Origin of the sequence: Selenomonas sp. WCT3, assembly GCA_900100835.1 — a bacterium.
Taxonomy (GTDB): domain Bacteria; phylum Bacillota; class Negativicutes; order Selenomonadales; family Selenomonadaceae; genus Selenomonas_A; species Selenomonas_A ruminantium_E.
The window spans coordinates 138518-156911 of sequence record FNCM01000005.1; the positions used below are offsets into that span (position 1 = coordinate 138518).

General features: G+C 48.2%; 23 protein-coding genes and 1 tRNA gene. 6 read left to right on the forward strand and 18 right to left on the reverse strand.

Features of this window, described 5'->3' with window-relative positions:
• Positions 1 to 31 precede the first annotated feature (31 nt).
• Positions 32 to 1330, forward strand: a complete 1299-nt coding sequence (locus BLQ36_RS06420) for an aspartate aminotransferase family protein (RefSeq protein ID WP_074514707.1) — start codon at positions 32 to 34, stop codon at positions 1328 to 1330.
• Between the two features lie 54 nt (positions 1331 to 1384).
• Here BLQ36_RS06420 and BLQ36_RS06425 read toward each other — a convergent pair whose 3' ends face one another.
• Together BLQ36_RS06425 and BLQ36_RS06430 are read right to left on the reverse strand one after the other, a co-directional pair.
• Positions 1385 to 1594, reverse strand: a complete 210-nt coding sequence (locus BLQ36_RS06425; protein WP_074514709.1) for a hypothetical protein — start codon at positions 1592 to 1594, stop codon at positions 1385 to 1387.
• A gap of 69 nt (positions 1595 to 1663) precedes the next feature.
• On the reverse strand, positions 1664 to 2845 hold the full coding sequence (locus BLQ36_RS06430; protein ID WP_074514710.1) for a type III PLP-dependent enzyme: 1182 nt from the start codon (positions 2843 to 2845) through the stop codon (positions 1664 to 1666).
• Positions 2846 to 3036: 191 nt separating this feature from the next.
• On the opposite strand from BLQ36_RS06430, the gene BLQ36_RS06435 reads away from it, so the two are divergent.
• Complete coding sequence (locus BLQ36_RS06435) at positions 3037 to 3591, forward strand: phosphoribosyltransferase family protein (RefSeq protein WP_074514712.1); 555 nt, start codon at positions 3037 to 3039, stop codon at positions 3589 to 3591.
• Between the two features lie 63 nt (positions 3592 to 3654).
• Here the strand turns inward: BLQ36_RS06435 and BLQ36_RS06440 are convergent, their stop codons facing one another.
• The 4 genes from BLQ36_RS06440 to BLQ36_RS06455 form a co-directional block, all read right to left on the reverse strand.
• Positions 3655 to 4155 (reverse strand): hypothetical protein, encoded by a 501-nt coding sequence (locus tag BLQ36_RS06440; protein ID WP_074514713.1) that lies wholly within the window; start codon positions 4153 to 4155, stop codon positions 3655 to 3657.
• 93 nt (positions 4156 to 4248) lie between these two features.
• A complete protein-coding gene (locus BLQ36_RS06445) occupies positions 4249 to 4950 on the reverse strand; it encodes a hypothetical protein (protein WP_074514715.1) in 702 nt (233 codons plus the stop codon).
• A 141-nt stretch (positions 4951 to 5091) separates the two neighbouring features.
• A complete protein-coding gene (locus BLQ36_RS06450) occupies positions 5092 to 5364 on the reverse strand; it encodes an HU family DNA-binding protein (protein ID WP_033169776.1) in 273 nt (90 codons plus the stop codon).
• A 90-nt stretch (positions 5365 to 5454) separates the two neighbouring features.
• Positions 5455 to 5667 (reverse strand): hypothetical protein, encoded by a 213-nt coding sequence (locus tag BLQ36_RS06455; protein ID WP_074514717.1) that lies wholly within the window; start codon positions 5665 to 5667, stop codon positions 5455 to 5457.
• 302 nt (positions 5668 to 5969) lie between these two features.
• On the opposite strand from BLQ36_RS06455, the gene BLQ36_RS06460 reads away from it, so the two are divergent.
• Complete coding sequence (locus BLQ36_RS06460; RefSeq protein ID WP_074514718.1) at positions 5970 to 6866, forward strand: GGDEF domain-containing protein; 897 nt, start codon at positions 5970 to 5972, stop codon at positions 6864 to 6866.
• Between the two features lie 171 nt (positions 6867 to 7037).
• On the opposite strand, the gene BLQ36_RS06465 is transcribed toward BLQ36_RS06460, so the two are convergent.
• Positions 7038 to 7382: a helix-turn-helix domain-containing protein gene (locus tag BLQ36_RS06465; protein WP_074514720.1), complete on the reverse strand. Its 345-nt coding sequence runs from the start codon at positions 7380 to 7382 to the stop codon at positions 7038 to 7040.
• Positions 7383 to 7561: 179 nt separating this feature from the next.
• On the opposite strand from BLQ36_RS06465, the gene BLQ36_RS06470 reads away from it, so the two are divergent.
• Positions 7562 to 7930: a hypothetical protein gene (locus BLQ36_RS06470; RefSeq protein WP_074514721.1), complete on the forward strand. Its 369-nt coding sequence runs from the start codon at positions 7562 to 7564 to the stop codon at positions 7928 to 7930.
• Positions 7931 to 7960: 30 nt separating this feature from the next.
• The gene (locus tag BLQ36_RS06475) at positions 7961 to 8317 is read left to right on the forward strand and encodes a hypothetical protein (RefSeq protein ID WP_074514723.1); all 357 of its coding nucleotides are present in this window, start codon (positions 7961 to 7963) and stop codon (positions 8315 to 8317) included.
• 191 nt (positions 8318 to 8508) lie between these two features.
• Here the strand turns inward: BLQ36_RS06475 and BLQ36_RS06480 are convergent, their stop codons facing one another.
• From BLQ36_RS06480 to BLQ36_RS06510, 7 genes are all read right to left on the reverse strand, one after another.
• Positions 8509 to 9081: a hypothetical protein gene (locus tag BLQ36_RS06480; RefSeq protein ID WP_074514724.1), complete on the reverse strand. Its 573-nt coding sequence runs from the start codon at positions 9079 to 9081 to the stop codon at positions 8509 to 8511.
• 101 nt (positions 9082 to 9182) lie between these two features.
• Positions 9183 to 9734 carry a hypothetical protein gene (locus BLQ36_RS06485; RefSeq protein ID WP_074514725.1) on the reverse strand — a complete coding sequence of 184 codons (552 nt, stop codon included), beginning with the start codon at positions 9732 to 9734 and terminating at the stop codon, positions 9183 to 9185.
• A gap of 177 nt (positions 9735 to 9911) precedes the next feature.
• Entirely contained in the window at positions 9912 to 10754 is an 843-nt protein-coding gene (locus BLQ36_RS06490) for a nucleotidyl transferase AbiEii/AbiGii toxin family protein (protein ID WP_074514727.1), read from the reverse strand.
• Positions 10754 to 11335 (reverse strand): type IV toxin-antitoxin system AbiEi family antitoxin domain-containing protein, encoded by a 582-nt coding sequence (locus BLQ36_RS06495; RefSeq protein WP_074514728.1) that lies wholly within the window; start codon positions 11333 to 11335, stop codon positions 10754 to 10756. Before BLQ36_RS06495 ends, BLQ36_RS06490 begins: the two co-directional genes overlap by 1 nt.
• A gap of 580 nt (positions 11336 to 11915) precedes the next feature.
• Positions 11916 to 12002: transfer RNA gene (locus BLQ36_RS06500), tRNA-Leu, on the reverse strand.
• A 68-nt stretch (positions 12003 to 12070) separates the two neighbouring features.
• Complete coding sequence (locus BLQ36_RS06505; protein ID WP_074514730.1) at positions 12071 to 12640, reverse strand: hypothetical protein; 570 nt, start codon at positions 12638 to 12640, stop codon at positions 12071 to 12073.
• A 132-nt stretch (positions 12641 to 12772) separates the two neighbouring features.
• Positions 12773 to 13165 carry a hypothetical protein gene (locus BLQ36_RS06510; RefSeq protein WP_074514731.1) on the reverse strand — a complete coding sequence of 131 codons (393 nt, stop codon included), beginning with the start codon at positions 13163 to 13165 and terminating at the stop codon, positions 12773 to 12775.
• 284 nt (positions 13166 to 13449) lie between these two features.
• Between BLQ36_RS06510 and BLQ36_RS06515 the strand changes: the two genes are divergently transcribed.
• Entirely contained in the window at positions 13450 to 14532 is a 1083-nt protein-coding gene (locus BLQ36_RS06515; protein ID WP_074514733.1) for an HAD family hydrolase, read from the forward strand.
• Positions 14533 to 14602: 70 nt separating this feature from the next.
• Here the strand turns inward: BLQ36_RS06515 and BLQ36_RS06520 are convergent, their stop codons facing one another.
• The 4 genes from BLQ36_RS06520 to BLQ36_RS06535 form a co-directional block, all read right to left on the reverse strand.
• Positions 14603 to 14890, reverse strand: a complete 288-nt coding sequence (locus tag BLQ36_RS06520; protein ID WP_051635194.1) for a LysM peptidoglycan-binding domain-containing protein — start codon at positions 14888 to 14890, stop codon at positions 14603 to 14605.
• A 102-nt stretch (positions 14891 to 14992) separates the two neighbouring features.
• On the reverse strand, positions 14993 to 16840 hold the full coding sequence (locus BLQ36_RS06525; RefSeq protein WP_074514734.1) for an acyltransferase family protein: 1848 nt from the start codon (positions 16838 to 16840) through the stop codon (positions 14993 to 14995).
• 118 nt (positions 16841 to 16958) lie between these two features.
• Positions 16959 to 17330 carry a hypothetical protein gene (locus BLQ36_RS06530; protein ID WP_074514736.1) on the reverse strand — a complete coding sequence of 124 codons (372 nt, stop codon included), beginning with the start codon at positions 17328 to 17330 and terminating at the stop codon, positions 16959 to 16961.
• 78 nt (positions 17331 to 17408) lie between these two features.
• Positions 17409 to 18374 (reverse strand): TIGR01212 family radical SAM protein, encoded by a 966-nt coding sequence (locus BLQ36_RS06535; protein WP_074514737.1) that lies wholly within the window; start codon positions 18372 to 18374, stop codon positions 17409 to 17411.
• Positions 18375 to 18394: the final 20 nt, after the last annotated feature.

The window sequence follows — 18394 nt, forward strand, 5'->3', positions numbered from 1 at the left end:
CGGAGGGTGTCTTCAGAAAGGATACGTATAAATGGAAGAACAGAAATACATTGGCCCTGAGGCCATCATCGAAAAGAAAAAGAAATATATCATGCCATGCCTCGCGCATTTCTACTCGAACCCGCAGCAGATGGTCAAGGGATCGATGCAGTACCTCTGGGACAGCAACGGCAAGAAATATCTCGACATGTATGCCGGTGTATCGGTCATGAACTGCGGCCACTGCAATCCCGAGATCACCGAAAAAATCAAGGCGCAGGTCGATAAGCTCCAGCATGTCTGCAACATCTACCTGACCGAAAACTTCGTCAACCTCGCCGAAAAGCTGGCCAAAGTCACGCCGGGAGACCTGCAGAAATCCTTCTTCTGCTCCACGGGCTCCGAGGCCACCGAGGGCGCCCTGCTGCTGGCAGAAGTATACAGCGGCAACAGCGAGATCATCTCCCTGCGCCAGGGCCTGCACGGCCGCACGAAGCTCGGCATGAGCGTCACGGGCCTTACCATGTGGCGCACGGCACCGACGCCAGTAGGCGGCATCCACTTTGCCCCGAACCCCAACTGCTACCGCTGCCCCATGAACAAGAAATTCCCGGAATGCGACTACGCCTGCGCCAACGCCATCGAAGACCTCATCAAGACGGCGACATCGGGCCATCCGGGTGCCTTCATCGCCGAGACGATCCAGGGCAACGCCGGCTGCGTCGTACCGCCGAAGGGCTACTTCCAGCGCGTCAAGGAAATCCTGGAGAAGTACAACACGCTGCTGATCATCGACGAGGTTCAGACGGGCTTTGCGCGCACGGGCAAGCTCTTTGCCATCGAAAACTACGATGTCGTCCCTGACATCATGTGCATGGCCAAAGCCCTCGGCAACGGCACGCCGATTTCGGCCTTTATCGCCAGTGCCAAGATTGCTGATACCTATACCCGCCCCGGCGCCTCGACCCTCGGCGGCAACCCGGTTTCTTCGGAAGCAGCCCTGGCCGTCCTCGACTACATCGAGGAGCATAAGCTTGCCCAGAACGCCATGGAGCGCGGTGAGCAGCTGCGAGCCGGCCTGCGCGAACTCCAGAAGAAACATCCCGTCATCGGCGACGTCCGCGGCCTTGGCCTCATGGACGGTGCCGAATTCATCCATGCCGACGGCTCCGAGGCCCCCGAAATCCTCGATGATGTTTTGGAGACCCTCAAAGACCGCGGCTTCATCATCGGCAAGAACGGCGTAGGCCGCAACGTCATGGCCTTCCAGCCGCCCCTTGTCATCACAAAAGAAAACGTCGACGACGTGCTCAACGCCATCGATATGGTTCTGACGGAGAAAAACCTCTGATACCACGCATAAAAATAGCCCCGCTACATCGTAGCGGGGTTATTTCTATGTCATTTACTCGGCCTCGTGCTCATGCACTTCGGCCTGTTCGTTCTTGAGTGCCTGGATTCCCTGCTGGAATTCCTCCATCGTCAGCGTGAAGTACGGCAGCGTTTTTAAAGCCTCGTATACTTCCTGCTGGGATTTGGCACCATCGAGCTTTTCCCCTACAGATTCTTCCGTCAGGGCATGCAGCAGCATATGCTCGATCTCTGCTAATTCCATTCTGTATTTCTTCCTTTCTATACTGCTGCCAGTTTGACTTGTCAAATGTCAATTGTCAGATGTCAAAAGTCAGACAGCCGCCTCGGCATCGTCGTCATTGCTGGTGCTCTGACGTGCCTCATACTCGGGCTGATCCTCAAAGATAACCGTCGGGGCCAGGTAGAAACCGTTGAAGCGCGTTGCGCTGACGCTGGTATAGGAACCCATCTCCGTTACGAGAAGGTTATCCCCCACCTGGAGCTGAGGCGCCATAAAGTCGCGATAGAGCACATCGATGCCATCGCAACTCGGGCCGGCAAAGACCGACGGCTTCTTCTCCCCCTTGCCAAAGCAATGGAGCGGGTAAGTCCAATGGTCATACATGATGCCGGAGAAGCAGCCATAGATACCCTCGTCGAGGATATACCACGGCGTGCCCGCCCGATCCTTGGTGCCGATAACCGAGGTCACGAGGTTGACCGCCGTGCCGCACATGTAACGTCCTGGCTCCGTCCATACTGCCGTCTCCGGGAACAAGCGGTCAATCTGGCGGTTGATGGCCTCCATCATGGCTGCCAGATCCACCGTAAGCCCATCCGCATCGGGTACCGGGAAACCGCCGCCTATATCGAGATCGGTAAGGTGCATTCCGCGAGCTTCCGCCTCATCGAAAAGATTACGAACTAAGAGCAGGGCCTCTTCATAAGCCGCCGTCGACAGCGACTGGCTGCCAACGTGGAAGCAGATGCCCATCGCATGGAGGCCAGCCTTCTCTGCCTTCTCCAGCAAATCAAGGGCCTCATCCATCGGCGCGCCGAACTTCGTATTGAGGTCGACAAGGGCCTTGTTGTTGCGGACCTGGATGCGCACCAGCACATCAGCCCCTGGCACGTATTTGGCCATCTTGTCGATTTCCGTCACGTCATCAAAGGTGAACCGGCGCACACCATAGACAGCCGCCGCCTGCAGGCCACGCACATCCTTTACAGGATTGGCGTAAATCATCCGCGAACCCTCGATGCCAAGCTCTGCCAGCGCTTCCATCTCGCCAGCCGAAGCCACATCAAAGTGGGAGCCAAGAGAAGCCAGCAGCTTGAGGATTTCCGGTGTCGGATTTGCCTTCATGGCATAATAAACACCAGCACTTGGCAAATGCTTGCGCATAAACTGGTAGTTTTCCTCAACTTTGTCCAGCGATGCGACCAGGAACGGTGTAGGAATCCGCTCTGCCATCTTGTTCATTTCTTTTTCGGTGAGTCTGAAACTCTTCATAACACATTAACACGACCTTTTTGATAAATTTAAGGCCCAAAGGGTCTTATGAAAATATTTTAGTACAATCCAGCAAGATACACAATATAAAATTGAATTTTTTTCGTCAAAGTTTCGAATTCCTACATTAAAATTTGCACATTAGATATAAAGAGCGTATAATAGTTCCGTATTAATAAGAGAGGTGTACTATGGCTGATAGATTTTATGAATTAACGGTAGCGGGCTGCAAACGCTCCCTGCCAATCCTGAACGTCACGGATAAACTGGCCATTGCCGGCTTCATCATGCTCGGCGACCAGGAATTGACCCTGGCTTGCGCCAAAGCACTGGCCAAGAAGATTCCGCCAGAAACGGATGTTATCCTGACGGCAGAAACGAAGGGCATTCCCTTGGCCGCAGACCTTGCCCGGGAGCTGGGCATGGCTCGCTACATCGTAGCCCGCAAATCGGTTAAAGCTTATATGGAAAACGCCATCTGGGTTGAAGATATCTCCATCACCACGAAGGGCGTTCAAAACCTCTGCCTGGACGGCGTCGACGTCGACCGCCTCAAAGGCAAGAACGTCCTGCTGCTCGACGATGTCATCAGCACCGGTGGTTCCATGAAGGCCCTGACGGAGCTGACAGAAAAAGCCGGCGGCAAAGTCATCGGTCAGGCCTGCGTACTCGCTGAAGGCGATGCATCCTCCCGGGATGATATCATCTTCTTAGAGCCGCTGCCGTTATTTGACGCCCAGAACTAACATCCAGACACAAAGAAACCGCAAGGATAATTCCCTGCGGTTTTTTCGTATTCAAATTTTCAATCAGAACTTAACCGTTACACCAGCGCCAACGCCGTTTTCACGTTTGCCGTATTCCGGTTTGAAGTTATGATAATTAACGTTAACATCAACATTGAACAACAGGTTCTTGTTGACACCCACCGTCGTTTCGTTGAAGTCCTTGCCAGCGATATAGGAAGCATAAGCCTCAAAGCCCAGAACCTTCGGCGTGCTTACAGCAACGCCACCAAAAGCCTGGTCCTTGTCCCCCGGCAGATTCCAGCGGTAGCCGCCAATCATCTTGACCTCAGAACCAACGATATCGTACTGGAGATAAGCATCTCTATGGTCGCCATACTGGTCGCGGTCTGCATACTGATAGCCAACCGTCATCTTATTCGTCACTTTGTGCTCAATGTAGGACTCATTCGTACCTACACCGATAGCCGTCTCATTGGCAGCCATCTGGTTAATCGGAGCAGCCATAACTGCAGCGGAGCTCATCATCAGAGCGCCAAGAGTCAGCAGAGCTGTCTTTTTCATGGAAAAAATCCCTCCTAGAAAAATAAAACAAAATACTCCTATTAGATTACTCGATTTCCCCGTATCTGTCAAACCGCTATACGGACACTACCATCACGGCTGACTTAGGGTATCGTAAAGCTCCACCATCTCGCGAATCCGCTTGATTTCCTGGGCACTCAAATCATGCCGGCGCTCCTTGCCGCCCACCTTGTAATACACGATATACGCCGAATCGGACTTTGCAATGCGGCGATAGGCCGCCAGCGTCTTCTTATCCGCATTCATCACATAATTCTCCGCTAGCCAGCTCGCATCGGAGGCCATGTGCTTATGAAGTTTCGACGGATCCAGTTCCAAAGTCGTAGTCTGCCCGCCAGCATGGATTGCCAGCCGGTCCCCAAATATCCAGGCCGTCTGCGCAGGGTCCGTGATTTCATAGAAATAATAAATATCGCTCTTGAACACACAGACGCCGTTCCGCTCTGCTACAAAGGGACGCAGATAAACGCCACTGGGCGGTTTTACCGGCCAGGGATGCTTATAGTAATCCACACCACCCCGGGTCTCCACCTCCATCGAACCTGCACGTTTTGACGTGCGCTGCTCCTTAGACTCTTCTTCTGGTTTCTTTTCCTGTTCCGCAGCCTTCTCCTGGACTGCCTTGTGCTCTGCCGCCTCATCCTGGGCTTCCTGCTCAATCCTAGCCTGCCGCGCATCATGCTGGACGCTATAGGCATAGTAAGCAGCCCCGCCCATGACCATGATAAGCAAATATAGGATGACGGCTGCAAGGATAATCTGTGACTTTTTCAACCTGCTTCCTTCCCTACATCAAATTCTATTCCCATGAAAGATTCTACGAAAATCCACTCATCCCTGCCAGCAGAAAAATCCTGCTACACAAAAAGGACATGACAACATGTCATGCCCTTTCGTCGTTCTACTAATCAAAAATTAGTATTTAACGCTGGATTTGAATGCCAGGCTATCGCTAGCAGCGATCTCAATCGTAGCACCCGTCTGCGGGTTGCGGCCCTGACGTGCATTACGATGAGCTTTTTTGAACGTACCGAAGCCGATGAGACGGATCTCAGCGTCAGCTTTAACGCTCTCTTTTACCGTTTCGAGCAGTGCATCAACAACAGCCTTCGTATCTTTTTTGGAAACGCCAGCTGCCTCTGCAACTTTATCTACCAGTGCGGATTTGCTAAGTACTTCTTTTGCCATAGTGAGTTTGTCCCCTTTCACTTTAATAACAAGCGTATTATAGCGAATTATCTTGTAATAGTCAATTATTTTTCTAAAATTCGTCAGATTTCAGCCCATAGCCGTGCGTTCCGCCGCAGCCACTGCATCATTCAAGGCCGCTTCATACCCAGCCTCAAACCCATCCTGTTCGCAGCTCTGGCCATAGTCCCGCAGCAAATCCAGCACGTCCTGCAATTGGTCATCGGTCCAGTGACTCATAGCGCACATCGTCCCCAATTTATCGATGCAAGCAAGTTCCTTTCCCTGTGTAGTTACCGTCATCACAAATCTCCTTTATCCACTTCTTTTCAACCATCAGCTTTACCCCTAAAGCTGACATAATCAACACGTCTAAAAGTATAGCACGATAAAAATTCAAGAAAAAGTCTTGACTTTTGCCCGCTTGATTTTATTTACTCCCCCCGAAAATTATGATATCATGAGAATCAAATGAAAAATACGGTTTGCACAGCTGAGACTGCAAAAAGAAAAGGACTATGAACCTTATGATTGAAGCCAATATATTTCTAACAATAATCGCACTCATTTTATCTGGACTTCTCTATCGGGAGCATCACCGCCGTATGAACCAATGGGATTTTTTCCTATGGATGAGTCATACGGCCGGATTCTTCGTCTTTGACTACGATCCCATAAGCGACAAAATGCACCTTTCCCCCAGCTGTGCCTCAGTATTGCATCTGCCCGAGACAATTCCCACATTCCATACAGCCTCTAAGCGGTTCCATACGCCCTTAGAAAAGATTGGCCTCCACTTTCTCGTGCAGGCAATCCAGAAAAACGATATCACCCAGGAGCTTTGCCTTACCTATGCCAACAACCGCACTTGCTTCTACCGCGTCAACAGCCATAGATTTTACGACCAAAACCATCTAAAAGTCCTGCGCATCACCGGATTCTTTTCCGACGTTACAGCCAACACCGTAAAAGAGCAACAGTTAGAACAAAAAGCGGCCACCGACCAGCTGACCGGCGTCTACAACCGCGGTGCCATTCACGACCTCATTCAGATTGCACTAAAAAAAGGCATCCCAAGTGCCTTTATCATGTTAGATATCGATTATTTTAAGTCCATCAACGACTCGTCAGGCCATCAAGCTGGCGATAAAGTCCTGCAGGATATCGTACAGATTCTCCGCGAACACATCCGCCACACAGATATCATTGGCCGCATGGGCGGCGATGAATTCTGCCTATACCTTCCCAACATCCCCTCCAAAGACTACGCTCAGCGCCTTTGTGAGCGAATCTGTGACACCGTTCCCTCGGCTATCCATTACGGCACCCAGGAACACCCTGTCACCATGAGCGTCGGCGGCACCATCTCCCATCCCCAGGATACCTTCACCAGCCTCTACTCCCGCGCCGACAACGCCCTCTACCAATCCAAACGCCAGGGCCGCAACAAAGTCACCATCGACGACTGCGGTCTTGCGCCAAAAGAACCTGACAACGACTAATAGGAAATACGATAAAAACGAGGCCAAAAACAGCCTCGTTTTTATTATATCTGCGTTACACAATAATATGATTACCAAGGCACTCTTGCTTTTTATCGCAACAGGAAATGAAGAATATAAACCAACTATCGGTAAGTAGGTCCCTTGGTAAAAATATGACTATCTTTTTCTTCACCGTTTTCCCAGCTTGGCCATAAAAATGACCGAATCAATAAGGTCTTTGGCCTTGTCATTCAGCTGCGGGTAATTGTCAATCACATATTGCAGGCGTTTGTCCACTACGGAGGGGCATTGATTTTTGGTATTTGGCTGCTCCGGGAAAAAATACGCGGGCGACACCTCCAAGGCCTGCGCAATTTTTGCCAAATCGTCCACGCTGACATTCTGGGTATAGCCGCGCTCCCATTTGGAAATTACCTGCGAAGACTTGCCGACCTTCCCCCCTAGCTCAACCTGCGACATCTTTACCTCTTTGCGCCTTGCTCGTATATACTGCCCAATGTTTCCAAATTCCATGCCTGCATCCTCCCGTAATTGTACTACCTACATTATACCATAGGAAGACAGTAATTTCCTTCTCAAGAATCCCCCGACTACAGTCTGCTCATCCCCATACATGCAGGATTTATTGAGCTTATGTCGAATCCCCCCAAAAGCATATCACGAACAGATTTTGTAACGAAGGAGGTACTGCCATGAAAAGAATAATTGTTTGTTTCATTTGTTTCGCTTTCTTTTCTACTATTAACTGTTATTACTCTACGGTAAATGCAGGACGCGTTTACTGCTCTACATCAGATAAGGGATTTAATTTTTTCATAGAAACGGATGAGCTTTCCGGAACCAGAAGCGGATTAACCTATGTTGGCGTATATACCAACATAGGCGACCATTCGACTTGGTGTTTTCAAGATTATGATGGTGAATATATGTATCAAAATTGGCTAGGTGGCATGAATTCTTCTAATCAACCTTCGCCACGGAAATATGTAAAGGATTTCCCATTAGCCAACGATATATTACATGTCACACTGAAAGAAAAAGCTAAACTTCGCGGCGAATAAGGGAATAAAAAGCAAAGGAGTGTATCTATTATGAAAAAAATAACTGTTATTTTTTCAGCTTCTATTTTACTCATATTAATAGTCACCTGCAGTGCTGGACCTTTTCCCAAACATTTAAATGACGATAGTGATATTGTCCAAATACATCAAAACACTTATATCCGAAAAAGCAGTGTTAATGTAATAAAGTATGCACCTCCAGAATATACTATTTCCATTGAAGTTCTCGTAGGCGACTTTGACGGCAATGTTACTAATAAATATACAAATAAATTTTTCTATGAATACGATAATAAAAATATGTATTATCGAGGAGCAGGCGAATGGATTTATATTCAGCCCACCAGCTTTGAAGCCGTAAACACTGAAATGCGAAACATTGGGTAAATGGCCTTTTATTTGGCTTATAGAATAAGATTTTTCAACTATTTGCATGATGATGTATACAGTAGATAGCTTCCCTCAAAGCGAAGAAATATTATACGGTAATTTTCTTAACCATCTGTTTTATTATCCGGCTAGCCACATCATTCTTACGAATAAGAAGGCAGCCCGATTTATTCGAACTGCCTTTGTTATTATCCATCGAGATTATGTTTGCTATGAGTATACCAATACATATATGGCTTGTTACCATACATCACTTTGTATTTCGGTTTCCCCTTGTTCCATGCAACAACGTTCTCTTTAATATCCATTATAATCTGTGCACGCGGTTCCGATATACTTACCTCCCTTGACGGATAGTCTTTTATCGCTTTTCCTTGCGCATCAATATATCGTCCACCACAAGAAAAAGAAACAGCAGGATATTTACCATTGTCTGTATCTTTATTAAAGACAAACGTCCAACATTCTTCCCGATATAAAATATTCTCCCCATCAATTGGGTTAGCTATATCATCTTCATTATAAACTTTCACATTTGGAATCAATCCATTACAAAACCCACCTTTTAAAACATAAAAATCAAAATTATAAAAAACCTCATCCACGGGGATCTCGATTCTTGACTCAACTCCATCAATATTAGCATGATAAATCTTCACGCCAAGGGGGACCTCTTCTGCTTTGATTTCAGCCATAGCCATTGCCGTCATACAATTCAACAGCACTACCACCATTAAGAGTATTATTTTTTTACCTAACATAATAATCAATTCCTTTTTATCTTTTATTCATCCCACACCCAGCTTGGCCATGAAAATAACCGAATCCATAAGTTCTTTGGCCTTGTCCCTGAATCGGATTCTTAATCGACGCTACCAGCATGTATCATAAACACATAACATTGTTCCTCAGGCATATAATGACAGCTAACCAAATACACCCGGTTGTCCGCTTCAGGTTTAGCAAATATTTTGTTTGTTTTTCCTTGTACAAGCATCTTAGTTTGTGCTGCTATAATTTTTATATCCTTACCTCCTATGACATCAGACACGGAACATATCATAGCATAAGGAACTAATTCCATCATTACTTGATTCATATTCTGCTTCGGAATCATTACCACATAATTAATCACTTTACCATCGCCACTTGAGCTTACCTCAACGCCGCCCATCACACGGTTGGATTCATTAAAGCTCACATATTTACTCGAATTATTCCTTACTTTACTAAAGCTTAACGAAATCTCACATTTCGAACTTGCCACTCCTACCATTCTATTGTATGATCTTATGATTTCAAACATATCCCGCGTATCATTGAGTGGCACACTTACTGGACTGCATTCACCTCGTCCCCAAACGGACATCGTTATTACAATTGCTACCGTCATTGCTGCTAATATTTTTTTCATTCGATCACCTCTTGTTTTATTAGTATCCTTATCTATTGGGGGATTGTTCCTTTTCACATGAGAACTCATCTGATTGTTTCCTTTCGTACATCTTATTCCAACAAGCCTCACATAGCTGCTCGCTTTCTTCGACAAAAAATTTGCGGAATTAGATTCTAAAGATTTTATTTTTTCTTATTAACCTTTTATTAGCTCCCACAACTGTGTCAGACTAAGCATAATATCATCATAGGATATATTGATAGCATATGTGTATTTTTTCTGATAGGATTTCCAGAGCACCATCAGATTATTGTCCTGCTGTATCTTCGTAATTACCTGAGGAGCATCCTGGAGCAGATTTTGGGTATTGCGTTTGGCACAGGTGGCTGTGAATGCAGATTTGAGCGTAGCAACGTCTATTTTATCACGGTAAATTTTGGAGAGTTCGTACAGGTCGTAGAAGTCTCTCATCCGTGTGTTCAGCTGGCCACGGGCAAGAACGGTTTGGATTTTTTCGGATAACAGGGTTTCCAGATTATACGACCATAACAGGATGGTACGGTCTTCCAGAAGCAGCTTATACTGATGATGTATTTCGCGTGGGGTGATTACATCACCGGTGGAAATGTCAATTTTCATGGGGACAGGCATATTGCCGAGAAAGGCATTCAGTGTGACACGGATGCCAGGATAGTCCATTTCGTCCATTATCCGGCTTAGCTGTTTTACCTGGAATTTCACATCGTCCTGCAAGTCAATGGTGCAGATTTCATCGACAATACGACGGATGTCCTCATCGGATAGGTTTAGATTCTTTATGGTGGTGTCAATGTCCATGGTAGAACGCAGGGCCACACCAATCAGGGAGGTGACGAGTATGCCGCCTTTGATGATGAAGTTGTCCCGGTAATCCGAGGCAGCGATTCTTTCCAAGAAGCGTTCCATCATGTACAGGCGCATGAGAGTGCGGGCATCTGCGTGATGCTGGGTGGCAAGCTTCTTTAGTCGGCCCTTTAACTGGGCTGAGGTGAGTTTCATTACAAAAGTACCTCCATGTATTGGCGTATCAGTTTTTCCACACGAAAGAGCGGGGCATAGGACATCAGCCTGTTTAAGTCCCTGTCGGTACGGCGGGTGTAGTTTTTTATGGCAGTCTGGAAGTCCTGGATTTCAAAACTGCTCCGATTGCGTACAAGGTCGCAGATGGTTCTCTCCAGGTCGTAGATGGGAATCATGTGTCCGAAGGAGTTTTTATATTCCGTCCGGCCAATGTTAAGTAATTCTTTTTTTACTGTGAAAACCTTTATTCCAGATGCTTTGAGTTTTTGGGTGTTATAGCCGGAATAGATGGTTATGGTCTGTTCCATAGGTTCACGGTCGATGAGCTCGTAGTAGAAAAGTGCCTCGTCATGGGAAAAAACGGCCTGTGGGCACCGCTGGTGCAGGACGAAGGCGCTGTCTTCCCAGGCTTCGGGGGAAAGATATACGCCCTGTGCAACTTTCTCAAAGTGGTTATCTGCGACAAAGCGATAAAAGGTGTCCTTTTTTATGCCGCCGCGAAGGGCTTCTTTGGTCAACAGGAGCCCCGATTCATCGATAAATTGTGCGATTGCTTCCATGGTATCACCAACTTTCGTGCTTATATTATATATTAAATAAGCATGAAAGTCGATAGGTTAACCACCGAATATCAGATAGAATGGCCAAACCTATTTGTCCCCTGAATCCCCTTGTAACTTGCAAACGATTTGTTTTACCTGATGTACCCCCTTGCTTCAAACAATGATTCATCCACTCCTTGCAAAGGTAAATCTTCCAATTTCATAAATTACCCACAATACAAAAACACCTCGAAAACCTATGAATTAAGGATTTCGAGATGCTTATATTTTTCTCAATTCGTATTAAATTAGCTACAATTTTGTCCTTGTCTAATATTTATCCATCCATTTTATTATAAGCAAATTAAGCCAAAATCTGCAAAGGACAACCAAAAATCACCTAAACTATAATCCAGCTCATAACAGGCGGACGGCTGACTTGTCAAAATCGACTTGTCAGCCGCCCGCCTGTATAAGACCGTTTCAGGGCAGATTAATCTGCCCTTCAGAACGGTCAAAACACGATTGGCCATACAATCCCTGCCAAAAGCACGAAAAAAAACCCCGCGAAAACATCGCGAGGCCTTGATAGCACTAATGGTGCCGGAAGCCGGACTTGAACCGGCACGTTGTTGCCAACGGCAGATTTTGAGTCTGCTGCGTCTGCCAATTCCGCCATTCCGGCAAAATGACTTTCAAACATGCGTCATCAACGAATATTAGTATAGCATCGAGTGTTTGATTTGTCAAACATTATTTTTTCGCTGGTTTATCCCAGCCTTTCGCCTGCACTTCTTCCCTTGTCTTTTGCTTAATCTGATCGCGGTATTTTTCCACTTCCAGACGAACAGCCTTCAAATCGGACTCTTTATAATAATACTCTCCACAGCGTTCATTATAATCCCTTGCCATTTTGTTGTACTCCTGGGCTCCCGTCTCATTTCGTTCGTTCACACAGGCTTTTAATTCGTCGAGTTTGATGTCCATAAACGCCATCCAGCGAAGTTCTTCCCGGCTCCAAGTGCTCTTTTTGCCCTTGGGGGGCTTGGTCATTTTTAGCGGCAATCCCATCGCCTCTTGTTTCTGCCCGTCGGTCATTTCCTGCGCCGCCGAGGCATCGATGTATTGATAATACATCGGCTTGATTACATGAATCATAAGCAGGCTCAACGCCAAACAGAATATTCCCTTGGCCAGTCCGCGCAAAATCTTGGAACCTCCTGATGACTTTGCAGGCGCTTCCGCCCCTTCCTCCTCCGTGGCCTTGACCTTTAAAGCCAGCCGTTCCGCCTCCTGCTGTAACTGTTCGTTCTTATCATCCATTAAACATCCCTCTTTCTGCCATTTCGGCCTACCGACAGCGGCCTAATCCGACTGTCAAAAATTTCCTTTTTTAGGGTAAACCGAAATTCTTAGATGTTTATGGCTTTCAGCTAAAAATCAGATAAAAAACAATTAAAAGGCTGCATACCGCCGACACTCCGGATAGAGATTTTTCTCCAGCCAGTTGGGCGAAATCTGATGACTGCGGGGCATCAGTTCATCTAGCAGGCTAATTTCTGCCCATAGCAATGCCTTGGTCTCATCTGCCAACGTCGCAAAGGCCAGTGGAGTTCTTCCCCGCAAGTGACCGCTGATGATTTCATCGACGGCATCGGCAGCAATCGCTGCTTTTTCCAAAGGATGCTCCGCTGCCTCTGTCCCATCTAAAGCCAATGCCAACTCATGGGCAAAGTTCCGCAGTCCTGTCTCCAAGCTTTCAATTCGCGGCTCCGGAATCCACTCCTCAAAATGCCGCTCCGAGAAAAACTCATTTAACCTTCGTTCCAACTTATCATGGTCACACATATCCATGCCTCCTTTGAGCTCCTACCGGCCTCCACCGATACGAATCGGATTGTCTTTTCTGACGATACATTTCGACAGAACGTCCAAAAGCACCTGTCGAGCCTGGAAATTTCATGTTACAGGATTACATCAAAACCACCTGATTCATTTTCGCAATTTTTCCATAGTTTACTAGGAGGATTTCTCAATTTCTAAGCGAATATAGAAAATCGGGGGTAAATGGGGACACTCTCACCATTACACATTTGTGATTCTTGAGCGTTTTAGAAGAAAGGGGAAATTCTATGAACAAGAAGAAACTTTGTGCAGCACTGGTAGCTATGAGTTTTGTCGTAGGAACTGGCATGAGCATGAATGTCGATGCTGCCAGCCGCGCCGAAATCGCCAAAATCAGTGTGAAGGAAAACGGAAGCAACTTCCAATATTGGAATAAGGATTCGGCTTCCTTCAAAGCTCTCACCAGCTATGTCAAAGACGTAACCAACAAGAAGAGCAAAAACTACATTCCAGAGGAAGACCGCATTGCCGTATTCGATATGGATGGCACGCTGCTCGGTGAACGCACCCCTTGCTATTTCGAGTGGATGATGTACCTGGAGCGCGCCCTTAACGACCCGACCTACACCCCCTCCAAAGAAGACCGTGAATATGCGCTGGTAGTCAAAAAGGCCATCGAAAACCAGTCGATTCCAGAGGACATGGAAGGCAAGGAGGCAAAATCCCAAGCTTCCGTATTTGCTGGCATGACCCAGGAGGAATACAACGCCTTCGTCAAGAAATTCATGGAAACGCCAGCCGAAGGCCTCACGAACCTCAAACGTGGCGAGGAGTTCTACCTGCCCATGGCAGAAGTTGTCTCCTACCTCAAAGAAAACGATTTTGATATCTGGATTGTATCCGGCTCCGATCGTGATGCTCAGCGCGTTCTGATGGACGGCGTACTGCCCATTAAACGCGACCACTTCATCGGCACGGACATCATGACCATTGCTTCCGGGCAGGGCAATACGGACGGTCTGGAATACGTCTATGATAAAGATAAAGACACGCTGGTCCGTGGACAGTTTGTCCTCAAGGATGTCAAGATGAACAAAGTATCCAACATTGCCCGCGAAATCGGCCGCCAGCCGGTTCTCGCCTTCGGCAACAGCTCTGGTGATGCTTCCATGTTCAACTACACCATCAGCAAGAACAAGTATAAGGCACTAGCCTTCTCGCTCTGCTGCGATGATCTGGAAGACGACCTCGGCAATATCAAAAAAGCCGACAAAATGAAAGCAGACTGCCAGAAGAATGGCTGGATTCCGGTATCCATGCGGGATGACTGGAAGACCATCTATGGTTACAACGTAAAAGTTGCCAAATAACAAACGATAAAAAAGTCCCCGGCCCTGCGAACACTTCGCAGGGTCGGGGACTTTTCGTCCCAAATCCTTTTTAGTTTCGTTTTTCCCAATAGTTAATCCGCAACGTATCTCCCGTACGAATATCCCGTTTCAGCAACCATTCATTGAGTTCCCGGATGCCATCGATGAATTCATGAATTTCCCGGGGCCCATAGGTATTTTTCTTCATATATTCTCGCGCGATACTCTCCAGCGTATCGCCGCTTTTAACCGTAACAGTCACTTCCACGAGATTCCAGTTCTTCTCGGCTGCTTCGGCGTTCATTCCCCCAAGGCTAATGAACAAGACAGCCATCACTACGACAAATGCCTTCTTCATTTTAGGTTCCTCCTATCGAACATCTATCCCTCTATCTACCATCAGTATAAATGTTCTTTCGAAGAAAAGCAATACTTTTGTCAGAATAATCTGCTGATTTTTTTACTGGGCTATCGAAGCGGCCAGCGTCCGCTCCAGGCACTCCCGAATGATGCGGGCATAAGCTGCACAGCCAGCGTCATTGGGATGGATGCCATCGGCGGACAACCATTCCGGATGCTTAGATACTTCCCCATACCAGTCAACAATCGTGACGTTGGGATGGGTAGCGGCCACCTGCTTAAGATAGGTATTGTTGGTATCCTGCCAAGTGAGGTTTTGCCCATAGATGTTGACCCAGAAAATCTTGCGCTCTGTTCCGAGAATCCTGAGCAATTCCTTGGTCTGCGACTCATAGCGCTCCTGCCCCGCGATTGGCCCGTTGGTACCCAATGCAACGACGACTACATTTCCTAACTGCCCCTGTGCCGCCAAGCTCTGCGCCACAGGAATGCCGCCGCCTACATAGCGGGACACCTCGCCGTCCACAATCGCTCCGGGAAGGGCCTTGCGCACATCCCCCGAAGCCCCCAACAACACCGAGTCACCGATGCAGGCTACTCCCGTCAGTTGCTGAGCCAGCATTTTTTCCTGGTCCTCCTGCTGTTTTTTCGCCCGTTCTGCTGCCTCTGCAGCCGCGCGGGCATTGGCCTCCGCCTGGACGGCTTTCTGTGCCTCAAGCTTTGCCTTGAGCTCTGAGGTCTTCTGATTCGACGAGGCCACAATACCATAACCGCCGTAGCCCATAAGAGCCACTCCTGGCATGGTGACAATCAGGAAAAATACGCACTGGGCCACGATAAAGGAACGGCCCAAAGCCGGTTTCTTCTGCTTTAACAAAAAGGCCACGATGGCATCGGACCAAATCGTCAACAGCACAATTGCCGCCAGTTCCAGCACCCAATACTCCGGCCATTTCGTCCAGCCCATACGATTGAACAAAAAGATTACTGGATACTGCCAAAGGAAAATGCCATAACTGTGGCGGCCAATCCAACACAGTACCGGTTGGTCAAGGCCGCGGCCAAGTTCCAATCGATTATCGGCCACCAGCTGAATCAGCCAGCAAAATAGCAGCGTCATCACGAGCATCCCCCACTGATAAGTAGACGCTGCCTGGCCATCCATTAGGGCAAAAGCCGGAAAGGTCACCATGAGAATCCCGACAAAGGCCAAATATTTTAACCAGCTGTAACCGCCATCTGCGCGGAACCGCAAGCCCGCCGGCTTCATTCCTCCGCGCCAAAATCCCAAGGCCGACCCCAATAGCAGGGCATATACCCGGGTATCCGTTCCATAATAAAGACGCGTGACGTCCATGCCCGGCTCATACTGAAGGGGCATCAAGGAAGCTGCCGCCAGCCCCAGCAGGGCAAAGAATACCGCCCCGCTCCGCTTGCCAAAGACACTGGCCCAGAGGATATAAACAAAGAACAATACCGGCCATAGCAGATAATACTGCAGTTCGATACCAAGGAACCACAAATGGGTAAAGGGTGACGCATTAGCCATGCGGGTAAAATAATCCGCATTCTGCTCAATCTGCCACCAGTTGTTATAGCCTAAGAGTACCGACTCCACCTCGGGACGGATTGCCGCAATGACCTCCGGCACCAGAAAATGAAACAGTCCAATCGTCGTGAGCATCATAATCACCAGGGACGGATAAATGCGCTTTAACCGCTTCCCGTAATACCGAAGCACGCAAAAGGAACCATTCTCCCAGCTTCTCACACTGGTGAAGGCCAGCAAAAACCCCGTCAACACGAAGAAAAGCGACACACCCAAATAGCCGCCCTTCACCGTATCCGGAAACATATGAAAAAGCGTGACGCCGACAATAGCCAACGCGCGAAGTGCATCCAATCCCGCAATATGGTTCTGTCTGCCCAGGCTTTGAAAAACTTTCATTCGATAACACTACTCCTAATCTTCAAGGTCCTACAAACTTACTTTACGCATTATAGCATAACTTCCCCACAACGAAAAGAACACCTCTTAGGAAAAAATCCCAAGAGGTGTTCTTGCATTAAAGCCATTGTTCGCCACCTGACCAGTCCTCGAGCTTCGGGGCGATTTCCACCGACCGCATAGGAAGCTCCAAGGGTCTTAAATCTGCCGCCCGCGGTCTCCAACGGCAGCGCCGTTCAGGTTCTCCGCTCTCTTTGTCCGGCGCATTGATGCAGGATAGCTGGCAGCTGCCCAAATCACGGATCCACCCGTCAATCTGGTCAGCGATGACCGATAGCTGCGCTTCGGAAAAGGCTTGATGCTTGCGGCGAATGATTCCATTCCCTATGGCATCAAGCTCCACTCGTCCCGTCACATCTTGCCAAGAGGGGCCAAAGGCATAAAGCTCATTTTCCCCCAAAGGCCCAATCCGTTCAATCCATACCCGCATAATATCGCCCCTTTCACAGTAAACACCGTGCATATCGTTGATACTGTGGTATTAGACATTCATCGGGTAATATCCTGCTTATACGGACAAAAACTTTCTTACAGCCGGCCCATTGAGATACTTGCAAAGCCTTCCCTGATACTGTCCCTTTGCCGCCATAGTGGCGGTGATGTTGTCGCGAATCTTCCACCAGCCTGTGTGCCAGTTGGAAAACAGCGTATTCGTCTCCGGGGCCCGGCCGATGATGCGCTGGAGCACAATGTCCGGCGACAGATGCTCCAGGAAGTTGATGACCCGGGCCTCGTATTCCTCTCGGGAAATGAGCGTAAGCTCCCCCGCCTCATACTGCCGCGCCATCTCTGTCCCCTTGACGATGTAGAGGGCATGGAGCTTGACCTGGTCGACACCCAAGGCCGAGAGCACCTTGGCATCTTCCACCACGTCCGTCATCGTATCCCAGGGAAGATTCAGGATAAGATGTGCACAGGACTGCAAACCATATGCCTTGATGCGCAAAATCGCATCGATAAACTCCCCGAGCGTATGACCGCGGTTGATTTTCTGCAGCGAATGATAGTTGACACTTTGCAGGCCAAGCTCCACGCAGATATCCATGCCAAGCTTATCCGCTTCCTCCCGCAGCATCGCCAAATATTTATCACTGACGCAGTCCGGCCGCGTGGCAATGTAAATCGCCACGATATCCTCGCCAGCGCCGGCCTCCTGCACCCAGGCCCGCAATTTTTCCAGCGGCACATAGGTATTGCTGAAATTCTGGAAATACGGAATGAATTTCTTAGCCTTATACTTAGGGATGATATGGGCCTTATTGGCCGCAATCTGCGCCGTAATCGTCATATCCGCCGGCAGATTCTCATAACCTGCACCAATCGAACCACAAAAGGTGCAGCCAGCCCCGCCATTGCCGCAGGAGCCATCCCGATTCGGGCAACTGACCGGAAGCGCCACCGGCAGCTTATAAACCTTTTCCCCATAGCGTTCCTTCAAATAATCCGAAAAAGTCCGATATATATCATGTTCCATGTCCTATCCCCCAGCGATTG